General features: G+C 60.0%; 20 protein-coding genes. 12 read left to right on the top strand and 8 right to left on the bottom strand.

Annotated elements, in window-relative coordinates; genetic code table 11:
- Window positions 1-19: 19 nt before the first annotated feature.
- Entirely contained in the window at window positions 20-1,396 is a 1,377-nt protein-coding gene (locus KGB24_RS22900; protein WP_008027208.1) for a glutamine synthetase family protein, read from the bottom strand.
- A gap of 272 nt (window positions 1,397-1,668) precedes the next feature.
- Here KGB24_RS22900 and KGB24_RS22905 point away from each other — a divergent pair, with 272 nt between their 5' ends.
- The 5 genes from KGB24_RS22905 to KGB24_RS22925 all read left to right on the top strand — a co-directional run bounded on the left by KGB24_RS22905 (window position 1,669) and on the right by KGB24_RS22925 (window position 6,982).
- Window positions 1,669-2,430: a gamma-glutamyl-gamma-aminobutyrate hydrolase family protein gene (locus KGB24_RS22905; RefSeq protein ID WP_008027209.1), complete on the top strand. Its 762-nt coding sequence runs from the start codon at window positions 1,669-1,671 to the stop codon at window positions 2,428-2,430.
- Between the two features lie 348 nt (window positions 2,431-2,778).
- A complete protein-coding gene (gene potA / locus KGB24_RS22910; protein ID WP_008027211.1) occupies window positions 2,779-3,921 on the top strand; it encodes a polyamine ABC transporter ATP-binding protein in 1,143 nt (380 codons plus the stop codon).
- A gap of 29 nt (window positions 3,922-3,950) precedes the next feature.
- Complete coding sequence (locus KGB24_RS22915; protein WP_162130729.1) at window positions 3,951-4,832, top strand: ABC transporter permease subunit; 882 nt, start codon at window positions 3,951-3,953, stop codon at window positions 4,830-4,832.
- Window positions 4,829-5,713 (top strand): ABC transporter permease subunit, encoded by an 885-nt coding sequence (locus tag KGB24_RS22920; RefSeq protein WP_008027215.1) that lies wholly within the window; start codon window positions 4,829-4,831, stop codon window positions 5,711-5,713. Before KGB24_RS22915 ends, KGB24_RS22920 begins: the two co-directional genes overlap by 4 nt.
- A 171-nt stretch (window positions 5,714-5,884) precedes the next feature.
- The gene (locus KGB24_RS22925; RefSeq protein WP_223415505.1) at window positions 5,885-6,982 is read left to right on the top strand and encodes a polyamine ABC transporter substrate-binding protein; all 1,098 of its coding nucleotides are present in this window, start codon (window positions 5,885-5,887) and stop codon (window positions 6,980-6,982) included.
- Between the two features lie 247 nt (window positions 6,983-7,229).
- Here the strand turns inward: KGB24_RS22925 and thpR are convergent, their stop codons facing one another.
- A complete protein-coding gene (thpR, locus tag KGB24_RS22930; protein ID WP_223415504.1) occupies window positions 7,230-7,769 on the bottom strand; it encodes an RNA 2',3'-cyclic phosphodiesterase in 540 nt (179 codons plus the stop codon).
- 60 nt (window positions 7,770-7,829) lie between these two features.
- Between thpR and KGB24_RS22935 the strand changes: the two genes are divergently transcribed.
- On the top strand, window positions 7,830-8,024 hold the full coding sequence (locus KGB24_RS22935; RefSeq protein WP_008027221.1) for a hypothetical protein: 195 nt from the start codon (window positions 7,830-7,832) through the stop codon (window positions 8,022-8,024).
- Between the two features lie 13 nt (window positions 8,025-8,037).
- Here KGB24_RS22935 and KGB24_RS22940 read toward each other — a convergent pair whose 3' ends face one another.
- Both KGB24_RS22940 and KGB24_RS22945 read right to left on the bottom strand, forming a co-directional pair.
- Window positions 8,038-8,391, bottom strand: a complete 354-nt coding sequence (locus KGB24_RS22940) for a DUF1428 domain-containing protein (RefSeq protein ID WP_223415503.1) — start codon at window positions 8,389-8,391, stop codon at window positions 8,038-8,040.
- Window positions 8,392-8,411: 20 nt separating this feature from the next.
- Window positions 8,412-9,479: a hypothetical protein gene (locus KGB24_RS22945; protein ID WP_223415502.1), complete on the bottom strand. Its 1,068-nt coding sequence runs from the start codon at window positions 9,477-9,479 to the stop codon at window positions 8,412-8,414.
- A gap of 393 nt (window positions 9,480-9,872) precedes the next feature.
- Between KGB24_RS22945 and KGB24_RS22950 the strand changes: the two genes are divergently transcribed.
- Window positions 9,873-10,133, top strand: a complete 261-nt coding sequence (locus tag KGB24_RS22950; protein WP_008027230.1) for a hypothetical protein — start codon at window positions 9,873-9,875, stop codon at window positions 10,131-10,133.
- 16 nt (window positions 10,134-10,149) lie between these two features.
- Here KGB24_RS22950 and KGB24_RS22955 read toward each other — a convergent pair whose 3' ends face one another.
- Entirely contained in the window at window positions 10,150-11,040 is an 891-nt protein-coding gene (locus tag KGB24_RS22955; RefSeq protein WP_223415501.1) for a LysR family transcriptional regulator, read from the bottom strand.
- Window positions 11,041-11,175: 135 nt separating this feature from the next.
- Between KGB24_RS22955 and KGB24_RS22960 the strand changes: the two genes are divergently transcribed.
- Window positions 11,176-12,594, top strand: a complete 1,419-nt coding sequence (locus KGB24_RS22960; protein WP_223415500.1) for an MFS transporter — start codon at window positions 11,176-11,178, stop codon at window positions 12,592-12,594.
- Window positions 12,595-12,786: 192 nt separating this feature from the next.
- Here KGB24_RS22960 and KGB24_RS22965 read toward each other — a convergent pair whose 3' ends face one another.
- Complete coding sequence (locus KGB24_RS22965) at window positions 12,787-13,236, bottom strand: cupin domain-containing protein (protein ID WP_223416405.1); 450 nt, start codon at window positions 13,234-13,236, stop codon at window positions 12,787-12,789.
- A 138-nt stretch (window positions 13,237-13,374) separates the two neighbouring features.
- Window positions 13,375-13,761: a DUF1801 domain-containing protein gene (locus KGB24_RS22970; protein ID WP_223416423.1), complete on the bottom strand. Its 387-nt coding sequence runs from the start codon at window positions 13,759-13,761 to the stop codon at window positions 13,375-13,377.
- Window positions 13,762-13,969: 208 nt separating this feature from the next.
- On the opposite strand from KGB24_RS22970, the gene KGB24_RS22975 reads away from it, so the two are divergent.
- Together KGB24_RS22975 and KGB24_RS22980 are read left to right on the top strand one after the other, a co-directional pair.
- The gene (locus KGB24_RS22975; RefSeq protein WP_008039030.1) at window positions 13,970-15,346 is read left to right on the top strand and encodes a pyridoxal-phosphate dependent enzyme; all 1,377 of its coding nucleotides are present in this window, start codon (window positions 13,970-13,972) and stop codon (window positions 15,344-15,346) included.
- Window positions 15,343-16,521: a cystathionine gamma-synthase gene (locus tag KGB24_RS22980; protein WP_008039031.1), complete on the top strand. Its 1,179-nt coding sequence runs from the start codon at window positions 15,343-15,345 to the stop codon at window positions 16,519-16,521. Before KGB24_RS22975 ends, KGB24_RS22980 begins: the two co-directional genes overlap by 4 nt.
- A 156-nt stretch (window positions 16,522-16,677) precedes the next feature.
- Here KGB24_RS22980 and KGB24_RS22985 read toward each other — a convergent pair whose 3' ends face one another.
- Window positions 16,678-17,778: a polyamine ABC transporter substrate-binding protein gene (locus tag KGB24_RS22985; RefSeq protein WP_223416406.1), complete on the bottom strand. Its 1,101-nt coding sequence runs from the start codon at window positions 17,776-17,778 to the stop codon at window positions 16,678-16,680.
- Window positions 17,779-17,970: 192 nt separating this feature from the next.
- On the opposite strand from KGB24_RS22985, the gene KGB24_RS22990 reads away from it, so the two are divergent.
- Together KGB24_RS22990 and KGB24_RS22995 are read left to right on the top strand one after the other, a co-directional pair.
- On the top strand, window positions 17,971-18,111 hold the full coding sequence (locus KGB24_RS22990) for a hypothetical protein (protein WP_223416407.1): 141 nt from the start codon (window positions 17,971-17,973) through the stop codon (window positions 18,109-18,111).
- Between the two features lie 479 nt (window positions 18,112-18,590).
- Window positions 18,591-19,019: a nuclear transport factor 2 family protein gene (locus KGB24_RS22995; protein ID WP_223416408.1), complete on the top strand. Its 429-nt coding sequence runs from the start codon at window positions 18,591-18,593 to the stop codon at window positions 19,017-19,019.
- Window positions 19,020-19,051 lie beyond the last annotated feature (32 nt).

Below are 19,051 nucleotides of genomic sequence, written 5' to 3' on the forward strand. Positions count from 1 at the left end.
GTCGTCGACGCAGATCTCGTCAAACCGTGTGCAGGTACCAGTTGTACTCAAGGTCCGAAATGGAGTTTTCGAACTCGGCCAGCTCGCTTTCCTTGCACGCCACGAACACGTCGATGTACAGCGGGTCGATGTATTTGGCCATGACTTCGCTGTCGTCCAGCTCGCGCAATGCATCGCGCAGGTTGTTCGGCAGGCTTTGCTCGTTTTGCTCGTAGCTGTTGCCTTCAACCGGGGCGCCCGGTTCGATCTCATTGGTCAGGCCATGGTGAATACCGGCCAGCACCGAAGCCATCAACAAGTACGGGTTGGCATCGGCACCGGCAACGCGGTGTTCGATGCGCACGGCATCGGAGGAACCGGTCGGCACACGTACCGCAACAGTACGGTTGTCGATGCCCCAGCTCGGCGAGTTCGGCACGTAGAACTGCGCGCCGAAACGACGGTACGAGTTGACGTTCGGGCAGAGGAAAGCCATCTGCGCCGGCAGGGTCTCGAGCACACCGCCGATCGCGTGTCGCAGCGCGGCGTTCTGCTCGGGATCCTCGCTGGCAAAGATGTTGTTGCCTTCTTTGTCGAGAATCGAAATGTGCACGTGCAAACCGTTGCCCGCCTGGCCCGGATATGGCTTGGCCATAAACGTGGTGTCCATCTCGTGGTCGTAGGCGATGTTCTTCACCAGACGCTTGAGCAACACCGCGTAGTCGCAGGCCTTGATCGGGTCGTTGACGTGATGCAGGTTCACTTCGAACTGCGCCGGGGCGCTTTCCTTGACGATGGCGTCGGCAGGAATGCCCTGCTCTTTCGCGCCTTCGAGGATGTCTTGCAGGCAATCGACGTATTCGTCGAGGTCGTCGATCAGGTACACCTGGGTCGACACCGGACGCTTGCCCGATACCGGCGAACGCGGCGACTGCGGACGACCGTTCACGTTGTCCTGGTCGATCAAATAGAACTCGAGTTCGAACGCGGCGCAGATGGTCAGGCCAAGTTCGTCGAACTTGCGCACCACATTGGCCAGCACTTCACGCGGGTCAGCGAAAAACGGCTCGCCTTCGAGTTCGTGCATGGTCATCAGCAACTGAGCGGTTGGGCGCTTCTGCCACGGCTCGATGCTCAGGGTGCCAGGGATGGGGAAGCAGATCCGGTCAGAGTCGCCGATGTCCAGACCCAGGCCGGTGCTTTCCACCGTGGAACCATTGATGTCCAGGGCAAACAGGGACGCCGGCAGGTTGATGCCTTTTTCGTAGACCTTATGAAGACTGGTGCGCTCGATGCGCTTGCCGCGCACCACACCGTTCATATCCGCAATCAGAAGGTCGACGTACAAAACCTCAGGATATTTCTTAAGGAATGCGTTTGCTTCGTTGAGTTGAACGGCACGCAGAGGGACCGACATGATGCACCTATTAGCTGTTAATTATTATGTTCACCGCACTTTCTGGAGCCCAGTCAACCCGAACGGCAAAGTGAAGTCAATAGCGAACACTTGGCCTTTCATCCTTTATTTTTGGGACTTTTCTGGGCACGAGAGTGCCATATAGGCCCTCAACACCGCGCAAAGACTAGGAATCGGACGTGCGGCGTTTAGAATTTTTTACATGAGAGTTGTTAATTAAAATCAACAAAGCTAAGCTCCTGAAAAACTCGTTCAAGGTCGAGGTGATAAAAATGGCATTCAAGCCATTGATCGGCGTTACAGCGTGCGTCAAACAGATTGGCCTGCACCCCTACCACATCAGCGGCGACAAGTACTTGCGTGCTGTCAGCGTCGCGGCTCTGGGGCTGCCCGTGGTCATTCCTTCCTTAGGCGAACTGACTGAAATCGAGGATGTGCTCGCGCATCTCGACGGTCTGTTGCTGACCGGTTCGCCATCGAATGTGGAACCCTTCCACTATCAAGGCCCGGCCAGCGCTCCCGGCACGGATCACGATCCGGCGCGGGACGCCACTACCCTTCCTTTATTGCGTGCAGCCATTGCGGCGGGCGTTCCGGTACTCGGCATCTGCCGTGGCTTCCAGGAAATGAACGTGGCGTTCGGCGGCAGCCTGCATCAGAAGGTGCATGAACTGCCGGGCATGCTCGATCACCGCGAAGCGGACAGCCCTGAACTGGCGGTGCAATACGCCCCGGCACATGCGGTGACAGTGCAACCGGGTGGCGTGTTCGAAGCGCTCGAGTTGCCGACCGAGTTCATGGTCAATTCGATTCACAGCCAGGGCATCGACCGCCTCGCTCCCGGCCTGCGCGCCGAGGCGATTGCGCCGGACGGTTTGATCGAAGCGATTTCGGTGGACCACAGCCCGACCTTCGCTGTCGGTGTGCAATGGCACCCGGAATGGCAGGTGCTTTCGAATCCTCCTTATTTGAGTATTTTCCAGGCGTTCGGCGATGCGTGCCGACGACGGGCCGCGCAGCGTAAAACCCGCTGACCCAAAACACCCATTTACTGCCCCCGCGAGTTTGGCGGGCGTGCCTTTGCGCGTCCGTGGCTCGCGAAAACAACACACTGCAATAACAACAAGTACGACCCAGGCAGCCAGGACGGCGGCGCCGAATAAGCCCGAGCGGTATGGATCAGGCGAGCGCAATCCTTTGTAGGAGCGAGGCTTGCCCGCGAAGGCGGTGTATCAGGCAACGATGATATCGACTGACATACCGTCTTCGCGGGCAAGCCTCGCTCCTACAGGGGGTTGCGCCAACCGAATGCCCCGGGCTTGCAATCCACTCTTAAGTCAGGCCGCGTTGGCCCGACGACTGAAACCTGTTGGGAGTTTCACATGGCAAACGCCTCCAGCATTTACAGGAAGGCTCTTGAAGGTCACCAGGCACCGAAAAAGGTCTTGGTGAAAGTCGACCGCGTCACCAAGAAATTCGACGAAACCACCGCAGTGGACGATGTTTCGCTTGAGATTCATCAAGGGGAAATCTTCGCCTTGCTCGGCGGTTCCGGTTCCGGCAAATCGACGCTGCTACGCATGCTCGCCGGCTTCGAGCGCCCGACCGAAGGGCGGATCCTGCTCGATGGCGTGGACATCACCGACATGCCGCCGTACGAACGGCCGATCAACATGATGTTCCAGTCGTACGCCCTGTTCCCGCACATGACCGTCGCACAGAACATTGCCTTCGGCCTCAAGCAGGACCGTTTGCCCGCCAGTGAAATCGACGCCCGCGTGGAAGAGATGCTGCGCCTGGTGCACATGACCCAATACGCCAAACGCAAGCCGCATCAACTCTCCGGCGGTCAGCGTCAACGTGTCGCCCTCGCCCGCTCCCTGGCGAAACGTCCGAAGCTGTTGTTGCTCGACGAACCGATGGGCGCGCTGGATAAAAAACTGCGTTCGCAGATGCAGCTTGAGTTGGTTGAAATCATCGAACGCGTCGGCGTGACCTGCGTAATGGTGACCCACGACCAGGAAGAGGCCATGACCATGGCCCAGCGCATCGCGATCATGCACCTGGGCTGGATCGCCCAGATCGGCAGCCCGGTGGACATTTACGAAGCCCCGGTCAGCCGCATGGTCTGCGAATTCATCGGCAACGTGAACGCCTTCGAAGGCACCGTTGTCGAGGACCTTGAAGGTCACGCGATCATTCACAGCAAGGATCTGGAGCAGAAGATCTACGTCGGCCACGGCGTCAGCACTTCGGTGGAGGACAAGTCCATCACCTACGCGATCCGTCCGGAAAAACTGCTGGTCAGCACCACCCAACCCGAGTCCCGCTACAACTGGTCCCAGGGCAAGGTGCATGACATCGCCTACCTCGGCGGTCACTCGGTGTTCTACGTTGAATTGCCTGGCGGCAAAGTCGTGCAGTCGTTCATGGCCAACGCCGAACGCCGTGGCGCGCGTCCGACCTGGGACGACAAAGTCTACGTGTGGTGGGAAGACGACAGCGGCGTGGTACTGCGCTCATGAAAACACTCAATCAGCGGTTCATGCGGCTGATGCCGAGTGGTCGAAAGCTCGTCATCGGGATTCCATTCCTGTGGCTGTGCCTGTTTTTCCTGTTGCCGTTCTTCCTGGTGATGAAGATCAGCTTCTCGGAAGCGGCGCTGGCCATTCCTCCTTACTCCGAGATCTACACCTTCGCCGAACAGAAACTCCAGCTGTTCCTCAACGTCGGCAACTACCTGATGCTGACCGAGGATGAGTTGTACATCTCGGCTTACTTCGGCTCGTTGAAGGTCGCGTTTTTCAGCACGCTGATGTGCCTGGTGATCGGTTTCCCGATGGCCTACGCGATCACCAAGGCAAGCAAGGAAGCGCAAAACGTCTTGCTTCTGTTGATCATGATGCCGACCTGGACTGCGATCCTGATCCGCGTGTATGCGTGGATGGGCATCCTCAGCAACAACGGTTTGCTCAACGCGTTTTTGATGTGGACCGGGCTCACCGATCACCCGATCGAGATCCTCAACACCAACACGGCCGTGTATATCGGCGTGGTCTACGCCTACCTGCCGTTCATGGTCTTGCCGCTGTACGCCAACCTGGTCAAGCACGATCAAAGCTTGCTGGAAGCGGGTTCGGACCTGGGGTCGAGCAACTTCAACAACTTCTGGAAAATCACCGTGCCACTGGCCAAGAACGGGATCATCGCCGGCTGCATGCTGGTGTTCATTCCGGTGGTCGGTGAGTTCGTGATTCCGGAACTGCTGGGCGGCCCGGAAACCCTGATGATCGGCCGTGTGCTGTGGCAAGAGTTCTTCAACAACCGCGACTGGCCGGTGGCGTCTGCCCTGGCGGTGGTGATGCTGTTGATCCTGATTGTGCCGATCCTGTTGTTCAACCGTAGCCAGGCCAAAGAGATGGAGGGTCGGGGATGAAACGCTTCGGATTTTCAAAGTTCATGTTGATTTTCGGCTTGTCGTTTATCTACCTGCCGATGCTGATCCTGGTGATCTACTCGTTCAACGCCTCCAAACTGGTGACGGTGTGGGGCGGCTGGTCGGTGAAGTGGTACGTCGGCTTGCTCGACAACTCGCAACTGATGGGCTCGGTGGTGCGCTCGCTGGAGATTGCCTGCTACACCGCGATTGCGGCGGTGGCGCTGGGGACTTTGGCGGCGTTCGTGCTGACTCGCGTCACGCGCTTCAAGGGTCGTACGCTGTTTGGTGGCCTGGTCACCGCGCCGTTGGTGATGCCTGAAGTGATCACCGGTCTGTCGCTGTTGCTGCTGTTCGTGGCCATGGCGCAGTTGATCGGCTGGCCGATGGAGCGTGGCATCGTGACCATCTGGATCGCCCACACCACGTTTTGTGCGGCCTATGTGGCGGTGGTCGTCTCCGCCCGCCTTCGTGAGCTGGACCTGTCCATCGAAGAAGCGGCCATGGACCTCGGGGCGAAGCCGTTCAAGGTGTTTTTCCTGATCACCATCCCGATGATCGCGCCGTCACTGGCGGCCGGCGGCATGATGTCGTTTGCCCTGTCGCTGGATGACCTGGTGTTGGCGAGTTTCGTGTCCGGCCCAGGCTCGACGACCTTGCCAATGGAAGTGTTCTCGGCGGTGCGTCTGGGCGTGAAGCCTGAGATCAACGCCGTGGCCAGCCTGATTCTGCTCGCCGTTTCGATTGTGACCTTCATGGTCTGGTACTTCAGCCGCCGCGCCGAAGCCAGCCGCAAACGGGCGATCCAGGAAGCGATGGACCAGACCGCCAGCGAATCCTGGCAGCAACCTGAAAAGCAAATGGCAGGAGCGACGGCCTGATACCCGTCCCTGTGGGAGCGAGCCTGCTCGCGATGGACTTCAACGATAACGCGGGCTGTCTGATTGAGCGCGGCGTCCTCAGGTTTTTCGCGAGCAAGCTCGCTCCTACAAGGAACGTGCAAGCTTTCTTGCTGTGTGATTTTGAATAAAAAGAGAAATGGAGTTGTACCGATGAAAATGTTTGGCAGGACTCTGCTGACACTGTCCTTATTGGGCGCGATGGCTACCGGCGCCCAGGCCAATGACAAGGTACTGCGCGTCTACAACTGGTCGGATTACATCGCCCCGGACACCGTCAAGAAGTTCGAAGACGAGACCGGTATCCGCGTGACCTACGATGTGTTCGACAGCAACGAAACCCTTGAGGCACGCCTGCTCGCAGGCAAATCCGGCTATGACATTGTCGTGCCGTCCAACAGCTTCCTGGCCAAGCAGATCAAGGCTGGCGTCTATCAGGAACTGGACAAGTCGAAGCTGCCGAACTGGAAAAACCTCAACCCGGTGTTGCTGAAAAACGCTTCGGCCAGCGACCCGGAAAACGGTCACGCCTTCCCGTATATGTGGGGCTCGATCGGCATCGGGTTCAACCCGGCCAAGGTCAAGGAAGTGCTTGGTGCCAATGCGCCAACCAACTCGTGGGACTTGCTGTTCAAACCGGAAAACGCCGAGAAGCTGAAAGCCTGCGGCATCAGTTTCCTCGACTCGCCGACCGAAATGCTGCCCGCCGCCCTGCACTACCTGGGTTACCCGGTGAACTCGCAGAACAAGGCGCAGATCGCCGAAGCTGAAGCGCTGTTCATGAAAATCCGGCCGTCGGTGGCGTACTTCCATTCGTCGAAGTACATCTCCGATCTGGCCAACGGCAACATCTGCGTCGCTGTCGGTTATTCCGGCGACGTGCTGCAAGCCAAGGCTCGCGCACAGGAAGCGGGCGACAAGGTGAAAATCGAATACAGCATTCCGAAAGAAGGCGCCGGCAGTTTCTACGACATGGTCGCAATCCCACGGGATGCGGCGAACGTCGACAACGCCTACCTGTTCATGAACTTCCTGATGCGCCCGGACATCATCGCCGAGATCACCAACAACATCGGCTACAGCAATGCCAACGCGGCGGCAACGCCGTTGGTGGATGAAGCGATTCGCGATGATCCGGGCTCGTATCCGCCCTTGGCCGTGATGGCGACGTTGTATGCGATTCCGGACATGCCGATCGGGGTTCAGCGGGTGATGACCCGGGGCTGGACGCGGGTGAAGCTCGGGAAATAATCGCGCCCCCTTGTAGGAGCGAGGCTTGCCCGCGAAGGGTCCGTCACATTCAACATTGATAGCGACTGACACACCGTCTTCGCGGGCAAGCCTCGCTCCTACAGGGGGGAGGCCAGACACAAACATGTGGTTTTTACTGTTTACCGTTCACGCAGCGCCTTACCACCGCCGCACTCCTCTCTGACGAACGGCCTCACCTGGCTTCCTCGGTTAAGGTGAGTTCGGCGCCCTCCTCGGGCGCCTTTTTTTATGCCGGCACCAGCGGCCATTCGGCCAGCGCCCGGTAACGACCCTTGTGGGATTCAAACAACACAAATCGATCCGCCCGCAGAAAAAATTCCGGCGGCGTCGTCGACTCAGGCACCGGCGCCCGATAGTCACGCATCAACGTCAGATGCGGCCTGAATTCCTTGTGTGCCTCTTCAAACCCGAACGGCAACATCGCCTGCTCCAGCGCATACACCAGCCGCAGCAACTCTGGCGGCGCCTGTTCCGGCGCGAGCACCAACACCCCGGCCCTGCGCCACACATCCAGACGATCCAGCGCCAACCGCAACGCCGCACCCGGCACGCGCACCTTTGCTGCCGCCGTGCAGATTTCGGTAATCTGCGCCACCTCCACAGCGCCCAAAAACAGCAACGTCAGATGGAAGTTTTCCACTGGCACCGGACGCCCGATGCGCAATTGCAGCGCGCTGCGCCATTGGGCAATCGCCTTGCGCTGTTCGGGTGGGCAATCCAATGCAAAAAACAGCCGTTTGACCGGCTCCGGGGTTTCGTCGCTCACGCCTGGCACCTCCTGACATGCACGTTATAGTTGAACCAACCGAATAAACGGGACGGGGCCATGCGAGAGATCATCAGCAAAGAGCCATGGTGGGCCGTGCCACCGAAACCGGGTCAGGATGAGTCAGAGCTGGAATGGGGCTGGCTGGTTCACTATAGCGAAGGTGAACCGCGTTTCGAGTTTGTCAAAGAACGACCGACGGACAGCGAGATCCGCAATCGAAAAAGTTGCAGGATCACCCCGACGCCGGAGTGATCCTGCCACACACTCAGACCTGCAAAAGGATGTTGAAGCCGCCGAAAATCATCCGCTGACCATCGAACGGCATCGGGTTGACGTCCTGCTGCATACGCGGGTCGGCCATCAATTTCTGCATGCCGGCATCGCGGGTGGGCTTGTCCGGCCAGACGATCCAGGAAAACACCACGGTTTCGTCGTCCTTGAGTTTCACCGCCAGCGGAAACGAAGTCACTTTGCCATCGGGTACGTCATCACCCCAGCATTCGACAACACTCAGGGCGCCGTTTTCCTTGAAAATCACAGCGGCGGATTCCGCGTGTTTCTTGAATTTTTCGCGGTTGGCACTGGGCACCGCAAAGACACAGCCATCGACGTAAGACATGGTCATTCTCCTGCCGGGGGTTAAGGGTCGATCTGCGGTTTAGTCGGTTCGGACGGGCTCCAATCGACAGCGCCGCTGCCCGAACTGACCGACGGTACGTCGGCACTCCCCGCCAGGTTGCCCTCGATCTGCCCTGCCATGTACAACGTCCCCGCCATCACACCGGAGGTCGGGTTCTGCACCATTTTTATCCAGGCCTTATCGAACGTGTTGCCCAGGCTGCTGCGAATCAGCGCCTCGCTGTCCGGTCGGTCGTTGGCCTGAATCAGTGCGCGAATTCCCGCCACGCCCAAGGTAATCAAGCCTCCGGCGATTTTTCCCGCCGCTGCGGACACCGCGCTGGCGGCACCGCGCGGGGCCATTTCGGCTTCCATCCGCTGGCTGGCGCGCTTGGCCACCGGCGCCATGGCTTGGTCGGTGGAATCAACGCCCTTGCTACCGCCGGCCTTGTGGATCTTGTCGATCAGCGCCGCGTACGCCGGCAGGGTGTTGAGCGGCTGGGTGTGCACGACCTGGTACAGCGAAGCGTCCCGCGCGGGCGGCGGTCCGAGGGCGATGGCCGGGATTTTCTGGATACGGCCATTGAGCTGGGCCATGGGCACGCCGTGACGCTGGGAGATTTTTTGCAGTTCTTCCTGAAGAATATCCACGTAGAACGCCGTGGCCAGAGCGAGGATCTGGTCGGGATCAATCTCGACCGCGACCGGGGCCAGCACGCGCTTCTGGTATTGCTCCAGCAGATAGGCCGCCAGGCGTTTCGACGAGGCGTCCTGCTCACCCTGGGCGCTGAGGCTGTACCAGCTGACTTTCATCGACAGCCATTCCTGGGTCCAGTAACTGCTGAACCAGGGAATGAATTTTTCTTCGGTCAGTTGATAGACCCGGGTTCGCCAGTAATCCATGGCGCCGCGCGAATAGATTTTTGCCTGCTCGGTGGCGGACTGGGATGCCACAACGATGTCCCGATCCACCTGCTGCCAGGTGCTCTGGGAAATGACCACGGGCGGCGCAGGCGCCGGGGCACGCACAGGCGTGACGCATCCCGCCAACACCAGCAGCACGGCGACGATCAGCGAACGCAGGTTCAAGATCGCGGTTCTCTAGGGTTGAAATCAGATTAAGGGTTTCTACCTGAGTATAGGTGTTTGCCCGCAAGAGCATCGCGAGCAGGCTCGCTCCCACAAGGGATCAGCGTCGTTCACAAAATAACATCTCAATACCGGCCCCTGTAGGAGCGAGGCTTGCCCGCGAAGGGTCCCTCAAGAACACCACAAAAACCCGACCATCACTGACATCGATATTCACCATCGCCGCGAATGCCTTCCGCTCATGAATCGTCAGCGTAGGATCAACTTCAACCCGACACACAACCCCGAACCGGAGGGGCAAATCATGTTGATCCATCTGCTGACCTGCCTGGCCCTGACAGCCTTCACGCTGACCGTTTTTTCGTGGTACGTCCTGACCGAGGAGCGCACATCATGATCCACACCGTCACCCTCGCCGTGAGCTTTCCGGTGTTCGGCAACAACTACTACTCGCAGCAGGCCGTCTCGCGCAAAGTGCTGTCGCTGGTGTTCGACAAGAACTTCGAAGCGCTGCTGATGCCGGCCGCCGGCAACCACTTCAGCAACGAAGTGGTCGGCCTCAACGATCAATTCCGCTTCTTGAATGATGTGCTGGCCGAGCATCTGCTGGATGCCGAGCTGGCCCAACACACCTCGCGGTCGTTCAGTTTTTGAGACTGACCGTCACTGGCTATTGCGCACAGACCTCACGAACACACCCGCGTAACCAGCGATGCACCGGATCGGCGTCCAGACGCGGATGCCAGAGCATCGCGACGGTGAATTCCGGCAAGCTAACCGGCAGCGCAAAACTGTGCATGCCCGCCCGCAGGTTTTCGGTGTGGCGCTCAGGAACGGCAGCGATCAAATCGGTGGCTCGGGCAAGCGCCAACGCGGTCGAGAAACCGGCAACGATGGTCGCGACCTGCCGTTCCAGTTGCAGCGCCGCCAGCGCCTCATCGACAGGCCCCTTGTCGAGCCCGCGTCGCGAGACGCTGATGTGACCACCCGCCGCATAACGTTCCGAAGTGATCTCGCCCTGACTCAACGGGTGACCCGTGCGCACTACGCCGATGAATCGGTCACGAAACAAACCCTGGGTCCTTAACTCAGGCCCGGCAGCCTTCCCCACCACACCGGTTTCCAGATCAACGGTCCCGTCCCGCAGCGACGTGCTGTCCTTGTCAGGTTTGTGCATGAAGCGCAGCAGCACGCCCGGCGCTTGCTCGGCGACCCGGGCGATGAGCGGCGCGCCAAAGGTCTCCACAAAGCCCTCGCTGGTACGCAACGTGAACATGCGGGCCAATTGTTTCAGGTCAGGCTGTTGCGCCGGGCGCAGCACCGCTTCGGCGTCCTGCACCAACTGGCTGACCCGCTCGCGCAATTCCAGCGCCCGAGGCGTGGCGACCAGTCCGCGCCCGGCCCGGACCAACAACGGGTCACCGGTGGTTTCGCGCAACCGCGCCAACGCCCGGCTCATCGCCGACGGACTCAGCCGCAAGCGTTTGGCGGCCCGCGCCACGCTGCCTTCGGCGAGCAGTACATCAAGGGTGATCAGCAAATTGAAATCGGGAGTCGACATGCGTTGCCCCACGGCCGGGTGAGATGGCGTTTGACGCACGAGTAGAGTGCAACCCATGCGCCTTCCGCCATGTTAGGCGCCAGCGTAGATTTCTGATAGCTCCACTTCGGGAGTGGCCAGATCCAGAGGGACAGCATGAAGCCGACTATCGCCATCGTGGACAACGCAACACAGACACCCGCCGTGCGCTGGGCGCTGGTCAGCCTTTCGCTGTCGATGCTGCTGTCGTCACTCGGCACCAGCGTCGCCAACGTCGGTTTGCCGACGCTGGCCCAGGTGTTCGGTGCAACCTTTCAGGACGTGCAATGGGTCGTCATCGCGTATCTGCTGGCGATCACCACGCTGATCGTCAGCGTCGGAAGGCTCGGTGACCTGATCGGCCGCCGCCGGTTGCTGCTCGGCGGCATTGGCCTGTTCACCCTCGCCTCGGCGCTGTGCGCATGGGCACCGACATTGGGCATGTTGATCGGCGCCCGAGCCCTGCAAGGCCTCGGTGCGGCGATCATGATGGCGCTGACCATGGCCTTCGTCGGTGAGACCGTGGCGAAAGCCAAAACCGGCAGCGCCATGGGGTTGCTCGGGACGATGTCGGCGATTGGCACTGCACTGGGGCCATCGCTGGGCGGCCTGTTGATCAGTGGGTTCGGTTGGCAGGCGATGTTCCTGGTCACCGTGCCATTGGGCCTGATGGCGCTGCTGCTTGCGCATCGCTACCTGCCGGCGGATCGGCAGAAGGCAACCACCGGGAGCGTCCGTTTCGACGCGTGGGGCACGCTGGTGTTGGCACTGACGCTGGCGGCGTATGCGCTGGCCATGACATTGGGCCGTGGCCATTTCGGGCTGCTTAATATCGGTTTGCTGTTGGCGGCGGGGTTCGGCGTGGGGCTCTTCGTTTTGGTTGAAATGAAAGTCGCTTCGCCGCTGATACGGCTGGCGATGTTTCGCAACCCGGTGCTGAGCGCGAGCCTGGCCATGAGCACACTGGTCGCGACGGTGATGATGGCAACGCTGGTGGTCGGGCCGTTTTATCTGGCCCACGGGCTTGGGCTGAAGGCGGTTGTGGTGGGCATAGTGCTCGCGGTCGGGCCCTGTGTCGCGGCCCTGACAGGTGTGCCCGCCGGCCGGATCGCCGACCGATTCGGCGCCCAACGGATGACTGTCGCCGGGCTGCTCGCCATGGCCGTCGGTTGCCTGGTGTTATCGGTGTTGCCGCTGACCGTTGGCATCGGCGGGTACGTTGCGCCGATGGTGGTGATCACGCTCGGCTATGCCGTGTTCCAGACGGCCAACAACACCACGGTCATGAGCGATATGCAGCCCGATCAGCGCGGCGTTGTCTCGGGCATGCTCAATCTGTCGCGAAATCTGGGATTGATCACCGGCGCCTCGGCATTGGGCGCTGTATTCGCCCTCGCCTCGCAGGCGGCCGACATCACCCTGACGCCCCCCGAAGCCGTGGCCCACGGCATGCGGATCACCTTCGCGGTAGCGTTGGGGCTGATCATTGTTGCACTAGGCGTCGTGCTAGCCCGCCGAACGCTGAAACCGTTGTAGGAGTGTTCCGGGAATGTCCGGTTGACATAAATCCTGTAGGAGCCGGCTTGCTGGCGATGGTGGGTCAGCTGAATCGATGTCGACTGACACTCCATCGCCAGCAAGCCGGCTCCTACAGGGATTTGCGGTGTATTAAAATTCGCGCATGACAGGGGAACCGTCGATAACCATATCGACGGTTCCCCCTAGGCCTTACTGTTTGATCACAACCAGCGGCTCGCCTTTCTTGACGATGTACGTCGCCAGTTCGGAGCCGGTTTTGGTTCCGATGTTCTTCGCGACGTGCGCAACGCCGGCCGGGATGTACAGCGAATCACCGGTTTTCAACGTGACCGGTGGCTGCCCTTCCAGTTGATATTCGAACGTGCCGTCGATGACATAAGCCACTTCCACGCCGGGATGGGAGTGGTTGGGCGACGAGATGCCCGGATCGATATCAACCCGTACCTGGATCACTTCACGACCATCGACATCGAGGTCCTTTTTCAGGAGATCGGTGCGATGAATCCCCGTCTGCCAGCTTTTTGCAGGGGCCTTCACTTCCTCGGCCTGAGACATCCCGGAGAACGCCGCGAGTGCGGCAGTGGTGACAACAGCGACGCCAAGCATTCTGGCGGTGTGACGAGCGTTGATACGGAACATGGCATTTCTCCGGGTGATACCGTTGTGGTGCCCCATTAAGCGGCCGTCGTGTATCGGGCACGTGTCGCGGATGCCATGGTTTTGTAAGCCAAGATAGCTGCGGCCCCGAGGGATACACGGGGATACAAACCGGCCGACTCATTTGGAGGTGTTGAGCGCCACCGCCGCCCGGATCAGCGCCTTCAATGCTTTTTCATCAAGCGTCTCGCCCTCATGCACATCAATCGCCCGGCGGGTATTGCCTTCCAGGCTGGCGTTGAAGAGATGGGCAGGATCGTCCAGCGCAGCGCCTTTGGCGAAGGTCATTTTCACCACCGTTTTGTACGTCTCGCCCGTGCAGATGATCCCGGCATGCGACCACACCGGCACGCCCCTCCACTTCCACTCCTCGACCACGTCGGGGTCGGCCTGTTGGATGATCGCCCTGACGCGCGCGAGCGTCTCGCCCCGCCAGTCATTCAATTCCCTGATTCGTGCGTCGATCAGCGCAGAGGCCGATTCGCCCCCACTGCTTTCCTTCGTAATGGTGCTCGCCCTCGGCCGATGGTGGTCGCTTGAGTATTGCCGACTCGGGGATTCTCTCCAGCAATCAGGTGACCGGCTGGTCGCACAAAGTTGCGAGAGGCGCATTCGCGGCCTATGGTCCAAACGATGCATTGCTGGCGACTGGCGTGCGATGGCTCGCCGCCGGTTGCTGTCCTTCCCGTGCGAATTTTCGCAAAGAGGTGACAACATGCCGAACGACTCCCGCCCTGCCGTGCTTGAACTGATCGGCAATACGCCGCTGGTGCGCGTCAGCCGCTTTGACACGGGCCCGTGCACCCTGTTTCTGAAGCTCGAATCACAGAACCCCGGCGGCTCGATCAAGGACCGCATCGGCCTGGCGATGATCGACGAAGCCGAGCGCGACGGCCGGCTGAAATCTGGCGGCACCATCGTCGAGGCCACCGCAGGCAACACCGGCCTCGGTCTGGCCCTGGTCGGTCGCGCCAAGGGCTATCGGGTGGTGCTGGTGGTGCCGGACAAAATGTCCACCGAGAAAGTCTTGCACCTCAAGGCCATGGGCGCCGAGGTGCACATCACCCGCTCCGACGTGGGCAAGGGCCATCCCGATTATTACCAGGACGTCGCGGCACGGCTGGCGCTGGAAATTCCCGACGCATTCTTCGCCGATCAGTTCAACAACCCGGCCAACCCGCTCGCCCATGAGTGCAGCACCGCACCGGAGATCTGGGCGCAAACCCAGCATGACGTGGATGCGATTGTCGTCGGCGTCGGCTCGGCCGGCACGCTGACCGGGCTGACCCGTTTCTTCAAGCGCGTACAGCCCAATCTGGAAATGGTGCTGGCCGACCCCATCGGTTCGGTGATGGCCGAATACAGCCGCAGCGGCACCATGCAGACACCCGGCTCATGGGCGGTGGAAGGCATCGGTGAAGACTTCATCCCCTCGATTGCCGACCTGTCCAGCGTGCGCCACGCCTATTCGATCAGCGACGAGGAAAGCTTCGATCACGCCCGCCAACTGCTGCGCGCCGAAGGCATTCTCGGCGGTTCTTCGACCGGCACCCTGCTGGCGGCGGCGCTGCGTTACTGCCGCGAACAAACCACGCCCAAACGCGTGGTCAGTTTCGTCTGCGACACCGGCACCCGTTACCTGTCGAAGGTCTACAACGACCAGTGGATGAACGATCAGGGCTTGCTCAAGCGCAAACCTTATGGCGACCTGCGCGATGTGATCGCACGGCGTTTCGAGGATGGCCGGGTGATCAGCGTCGGCCCGGACGACACGCTGCTGACGGCATTCCAGCGCATGCGCCTGGCGGATGTGTCGCAATTGCCGGTGCTGGCAGACGGCAAGCAACTGGTCGGCGTGATCGACGAATCCGACATTCTGCTGGGCATGCAGGAAGATCCTTCACACTTCCGCTTGACCGTGGCCAGCGCAATGACCGACAAAGTGGAAACCCTGCCGCCCAGCGCCAGCCTGGAAAAGCTGCAGGCAGAACTCGATCGCGGGTTGGTCGCGATCATCGCCGACGCCTCGGGCTTCCACGGCCTGATTACTCGCGTCGACCTGCTCAATCATTTGCGGAGATCCCTTGCATGAGTCAACACGATGAAAACGCCGCGGCACGCGCCTTTGCCACTCGGGTGATCCACGCCGGGCAAACGCCGGACCCGACCACCGGCGCATTGATGCCACCGATTTATGCCAACTCCACCTATTTGCAACAAAGCCCCGGCGTGCACAAAGGTTTCGATTACGGGCGCTCGCACAACCCGACGCGCTTCGCCCTGGAGCGTTGCGTCGCCGACCTGGAAAGCGGCACCCAGGCCTTCGCGTTCGCCTCCGGGCTGGCGGCGATTTCCACGGTGCTGGAACTGCTCGACGCCGGTTCGCACATCGTGTCCGGCAATGACCTCTACGGCGGGACGTTCCGACTGTTCGACAAGGTGCGTAAACGCAGCGCCGGGCATCGCTTCAGTTTCGTCGACCTGACGGACCTCGCGGCGTTCGAAGCGTCGTTGCAGGACGACACCAAAATGGTCTGGGTCGAGACGCCGAGCAATCCGTTGCTGAGCCTGACCGACCTCGCCGCCGTCGCACGTATCTGCCGTGACCGCGACATCATCTGCGTCGCCGACAACACCTTTGCCAGCCCGTGGATCCAGCGCCCGCTGGAGCTGGGTTTCGACATCGTGCTGCACTCGACCACCAAATACCTGAACGGCCACTCCGACGTGATCGGCGGCATCGCCGTGGTCGGGCAGAACCCGGAACTGGCACAACGCCTGGGTTTCCTGCAGAACTCGGTGGGCGCAATCGCCGGCCCGTTCGACGCGTTTCTGACCCTGCGCGGCGTGAAAACCCTGGCGCTGCGCATGGAGCGTCACTGCAGCAACGCGCTTGAGTTGGCGCAATGGCTGGAGCGCCAGCCGCAAGTGGCGCGCGTCTACTACCCGGGCCTGCCATCGCACCCGCAGCATGAATTGGCGAAGCGGCAGATGCGCGGTTTCGGCGGGATGATTTCTGTCGATCTGAAGAGCGATCTGGCGGGTGCCACGCGTTTCCTTGAGAGCGTACGGATATTCGCCCTGGCCGAGAGTCTGGGCGGCGTGGAAAGCCTGATCGAGCATCCGGCGATCATGACTCACGCCACCATCCCCGCAGAAACCCGCGCACAGCTGGGCATCGGCGACGGGCTGGTGCGGTTGTCCGTGGGGGTTGAGGATGTCGAGGATCTGCGTGCCGATTTGGCGCAGGCGCTGACGCGGATCTGAAAAAAAGGGCTGTGGCATGCCCCCTGTAGGAGCCGGCTTGCCGGCGATGGCGGTGTGTCAGCCAACATTAATGCTGATTGATCTACCGCTATCGCCGGCAAGCCGGCTCCTACAAGGGAATGCGTAAGGCCGGCCGATTGCGCTCCGCCCTGAGTGTTATTCGCCGGACTTGATGCTGGTCCAGACCCGTGTGCGCACCCGCTCAAGCTTTTGCGGCAGCGGTTGCACCACATACAGGGTTTTCAACGCTTCGCTGGTCGGCGTCAGGTTCGGGTTGCCGGTGATCTCTTTATTGATCAGCGCAAGCGAGTCCTTGTTGGCGTTGGGGTAGCCGAGGAAATCACTGATCGGCGCGATGACTTTCGGGTCCAGCAAGGTGTTGAGAAACTCGTGGGCTTCCTCCACGTTCTTCGCGCTTTTTGGAATCGCAAAGGTATCAAACCAGATCGGCGCGCCCTCCTTCGGCAAGCGCCAATCGACCACTACGCCGTTGCCCGCTTCCTTGGCGCGATTGCCGAACTGATAGAAGCTGCCGGAATAGCCGATGGCGACGCAGATATCGCCGTTGGCGATGTCGGTCATGTACTTGGCGGAGTTGAAGTAGGTGACGTAAGGGCGAATCTTCAACATCAATGCCTTGGCTTTTTCGTAGTCGTCCGGGTTCTGGCTGTTCGGGTCCAGCCCCAGATAGTGCAGCGCCAGCGGCAGGATTTCCGAAGGTGAGTCGAGCATGGCGACGCCACAGGATTTCAGCTTCTGCATGTTCTGCGGGTTGAACACCAGATCCCAACTGTCCACCGGCGCATTCTCGCCCAGCGCGGCCTTGACCTTGGCCGGGTTGAAACCGATCAGCACGGTGCCGTACATGTAGGGCACGCCGTACTGGTTGCCCGGATCGTTCTTGTCCAGCAATGCAAGCAGTGCCGGGGCCTGGTGTTTCCAGTTCGGCAGCTTGGACTTGTCGAGTTTCTGGAATACACCAGCCTTGATCTGGGTTTCGATGAACTGGTTCGACGGCACCACCAGGTCGTACCCCGAGTTACCGGTCAGCAGCTTGGCTTCCAGCGATTCGTTGGTGTCGAAGGTATCCCAGGTCACTTTGATTCCGCTTTTCTGGGCGAAGTCCTTGGGCACGGACGGCAGGATGTAGTCCGCCCAGTTGTACACCCGCAATTCCCGCTGTTCGGCGTGCACGGCACTGGCCAACAGCGTCAGCCCACAAACAGTGACGCCCAGTATGCGTTTCATCATGACCATGAATGAATTCCCCAAATATGTCGCTCGTTGGTTTTTATGTTCTGTACACGGCAGGCCTTAAAAATTGCCCAGGGCAAGGAAAACAGGATTTCAGTTGTGGATTCGCAAGCGTGCTGAAACAGCAATGCTGCTTCGATTCTTGCTGACGAACGAGTGAGTTCATAGTGCGAGGTCGGCCAAAAGGAGATCGAAATGGCCAATATCGGTGTCCCGGTGGATCCGGTGGATCCGGTGGAGGATGGCGAAAACGACATCGCCATGTTGTACGCAATCCCCTGTAGGAGCTGGCTTGCCAGCGATAGCGGTGGATCAATCAGCATTAGTGTTGGCTGATACACCGCCATCGCCGGCAAGCCGGCTCCTACAAAGGTGTCGGGAGATGGCGAAAACGACAAAGCCCGCACAAGGCGGGCTTCGGGATTCGAGTAGGTGGCCGGCGCTGGTCTCCGGCTTACAAGGTTTATCAGGACTCTCACAGAAGAGTTTTGTGCTCTTCTGCTTCACACGGCATAAGGGCTGGATCTCAGCGCGGAGATCTTTCTAACCGTGTACCCTTCGGAACGCGCCCCACGTGTCCTTGCCATCCGCTTGCGCATCAGTCTGCGTCTTCACCTACAAGTTCTAGACTAGTACACCCTCCCGAACCGCGCCCCGGAATTTTTAGAACGATTTTGCCCATGGCGACGGGCGTCAGGACGGAAAAATACTAACCAGTGCTCGAGGGTTTTGCCGCCGGAGGGTTTCCCTTCAAGCCCTTTGATGTACAGTCTTCGCCGACGTTTGCAGAACAACAAAAAATACAGGAGTTGAAAATGTCGGAACTGAAACTGCATCCAAACGCCGCACAATCCTTGATCCAGTGGCACGCGATGATCAAAAAGGCTGACTTGAAGGCCTTGCCCGAATTATTGGACCCGCAAGTGGTTTTCCGCTCGCCGATGGCGCACACGCCTTATCCAGGGGCGCCGGTGGTCAACATGATTCTCAACACGGTGTCCGGCGTGTTCGAGGATTTCCAGTACCACCGCGAACTGTCGACTGCGGACGGCTTGAACGTCATCCTCGAGTTCAGCGCCAAGGTCGGTGAAAAACAGCTCAAGGGCATCGACATGATCCGCTTCAACGAACAAGGAAAAATCGTTGAATTCGAGGTGATGGTCCGCCCCCTGAGTGGCTTGCAAGCCTTGGGTGAAGAGATGGGGCGCCGACTGGGCGCTTACCTGGCTGCCAGCAAAGCCTGACCACCCCGCAGCGCTTCATCGGCGGGCACACT

This window comes from Pseudomonas sp. BF-RE-25, assembly GCF_019956105.1.
GTDB classification, from domain to species: Bacteria; Pseudomonadota; Gammaproteobacteria; order Pseudomonadales; family Pseudomonadaceae; genus Aquipseudomonas; species Aquipseudomonas migulae.

Coding starts and splice junctions, on each gene's coding strand:
- KGB24_RS22900 (WP_008027208.1), bottom strand. CDS start 1,396: ATGTCGGTCCCTCTGCGTGCCGTTCAACTCAACGAAGCAAACGCATTC.
- KGB24_RS22905 (WP_008027209.1), top strand. CDS start 1,669: ATGGCATTCAAGCCATTGATCGGCGTTACAGCGTGCGTCAAACAGATT.
- potA (WP_008027211.1), top strand. CDS start 2,779: ATGGCAAACGCCTCCAGCATTTACAGGAAGGCTCTTGAAGGTCACCAG.
- KGB24_RS22915 (WP_162130729.1), top strand. CDS start 3,951: ATGCCGAGTGGTCGAAAGCTCGTCATCGGGATTCCATTCCTGTGGCTG.
- KGB24_RS22920 (WP_008027215.1), top strand. CDS start 4,829: ATGAAACGCTTCGGATTTTCAAAGTTCATGTTGATTTTCGGCTTGTCG.
- KGB24_RS22925 (WP_223415505.1), top strand. CDS start 5,885: ATGAAAATGTTTGGCAGGACTCTGCTGACACTGTCCTTATTGGGCGCG.
- KGB24_RS22935 (WP_008027221.1), top strand. CDS start 7,830: ATGCGAGAGATCATCAGCAAAGAGCCATGGTGGGCCGTGCCACCGAAA.
- KGB24_RS22940 (WP_223415503.1), bottom strand. CDS start 8,391: ATGTCTTACGTCGATGGCTGTGTCTTTGCGGTGCCCAGTGCCAACCGC.
- KGB24_RS22950 (WP_008027230.1), top strand. CDS start 9,873: ATGATCCACACCGTCACCCTCGCCGTGAGCTTTCCGGTGTTCGGCAAC.
- KGB24_RS22955 (WP_223415501.1), bottom strand. CDS start 11,040: ATGTCGACTCCCGATTTCAATTTGCTGATCACCCTTGATGTACTGCTC.
- KGB24_RS22960 (WP_223415500.1), top strand. CDS start 11,176: ATGAAGCCGACTATCGCCATCGTGGACAACGCAACACAGACACCCGCC.
- KGB24_RS22965 (WP_223416405.1), bottom strand. CDS start 13,236: ATGTTCCGTATCAACGCTCGTCACACCGCCAGAATGCTTGGCGTCGCT.
- KGB24_RS22975 (WP_008039030.1), top strand. CDS start 13,970: ATGCCGAACGACTCCCGCCCTGCCGTGCTTGAACTGATCGGCAATACG.
- KGB24_RS22980 (WP_008039031.1), top strand. CDS start 15,343: ATGAGTCAACACGATGAAAACGCCGCGGCACGCGCCTTTGCCACTCGG.
- KGB24_RS22985 (WP_223416406.1), bottom strand. CDS start 17,778: ATGGTCATGATGAAACGCATACTGGGCGTCACTGTTTGTGGGCTGACG.
- KGB24_RS22990 (WP_223416407.1), top strand. CDS start 17,971: ATGGCCAATATCGGTGTCCCGGTGGATCCGGTGGATCCGGTGGAGGAT.
- KGB24_RS22995 (WP_223416408.1), top strand. CDS start 18,591: ATGTCGGAACTGAAACTGCATCCAAACGCCGCACAATCCTTGATCCAG.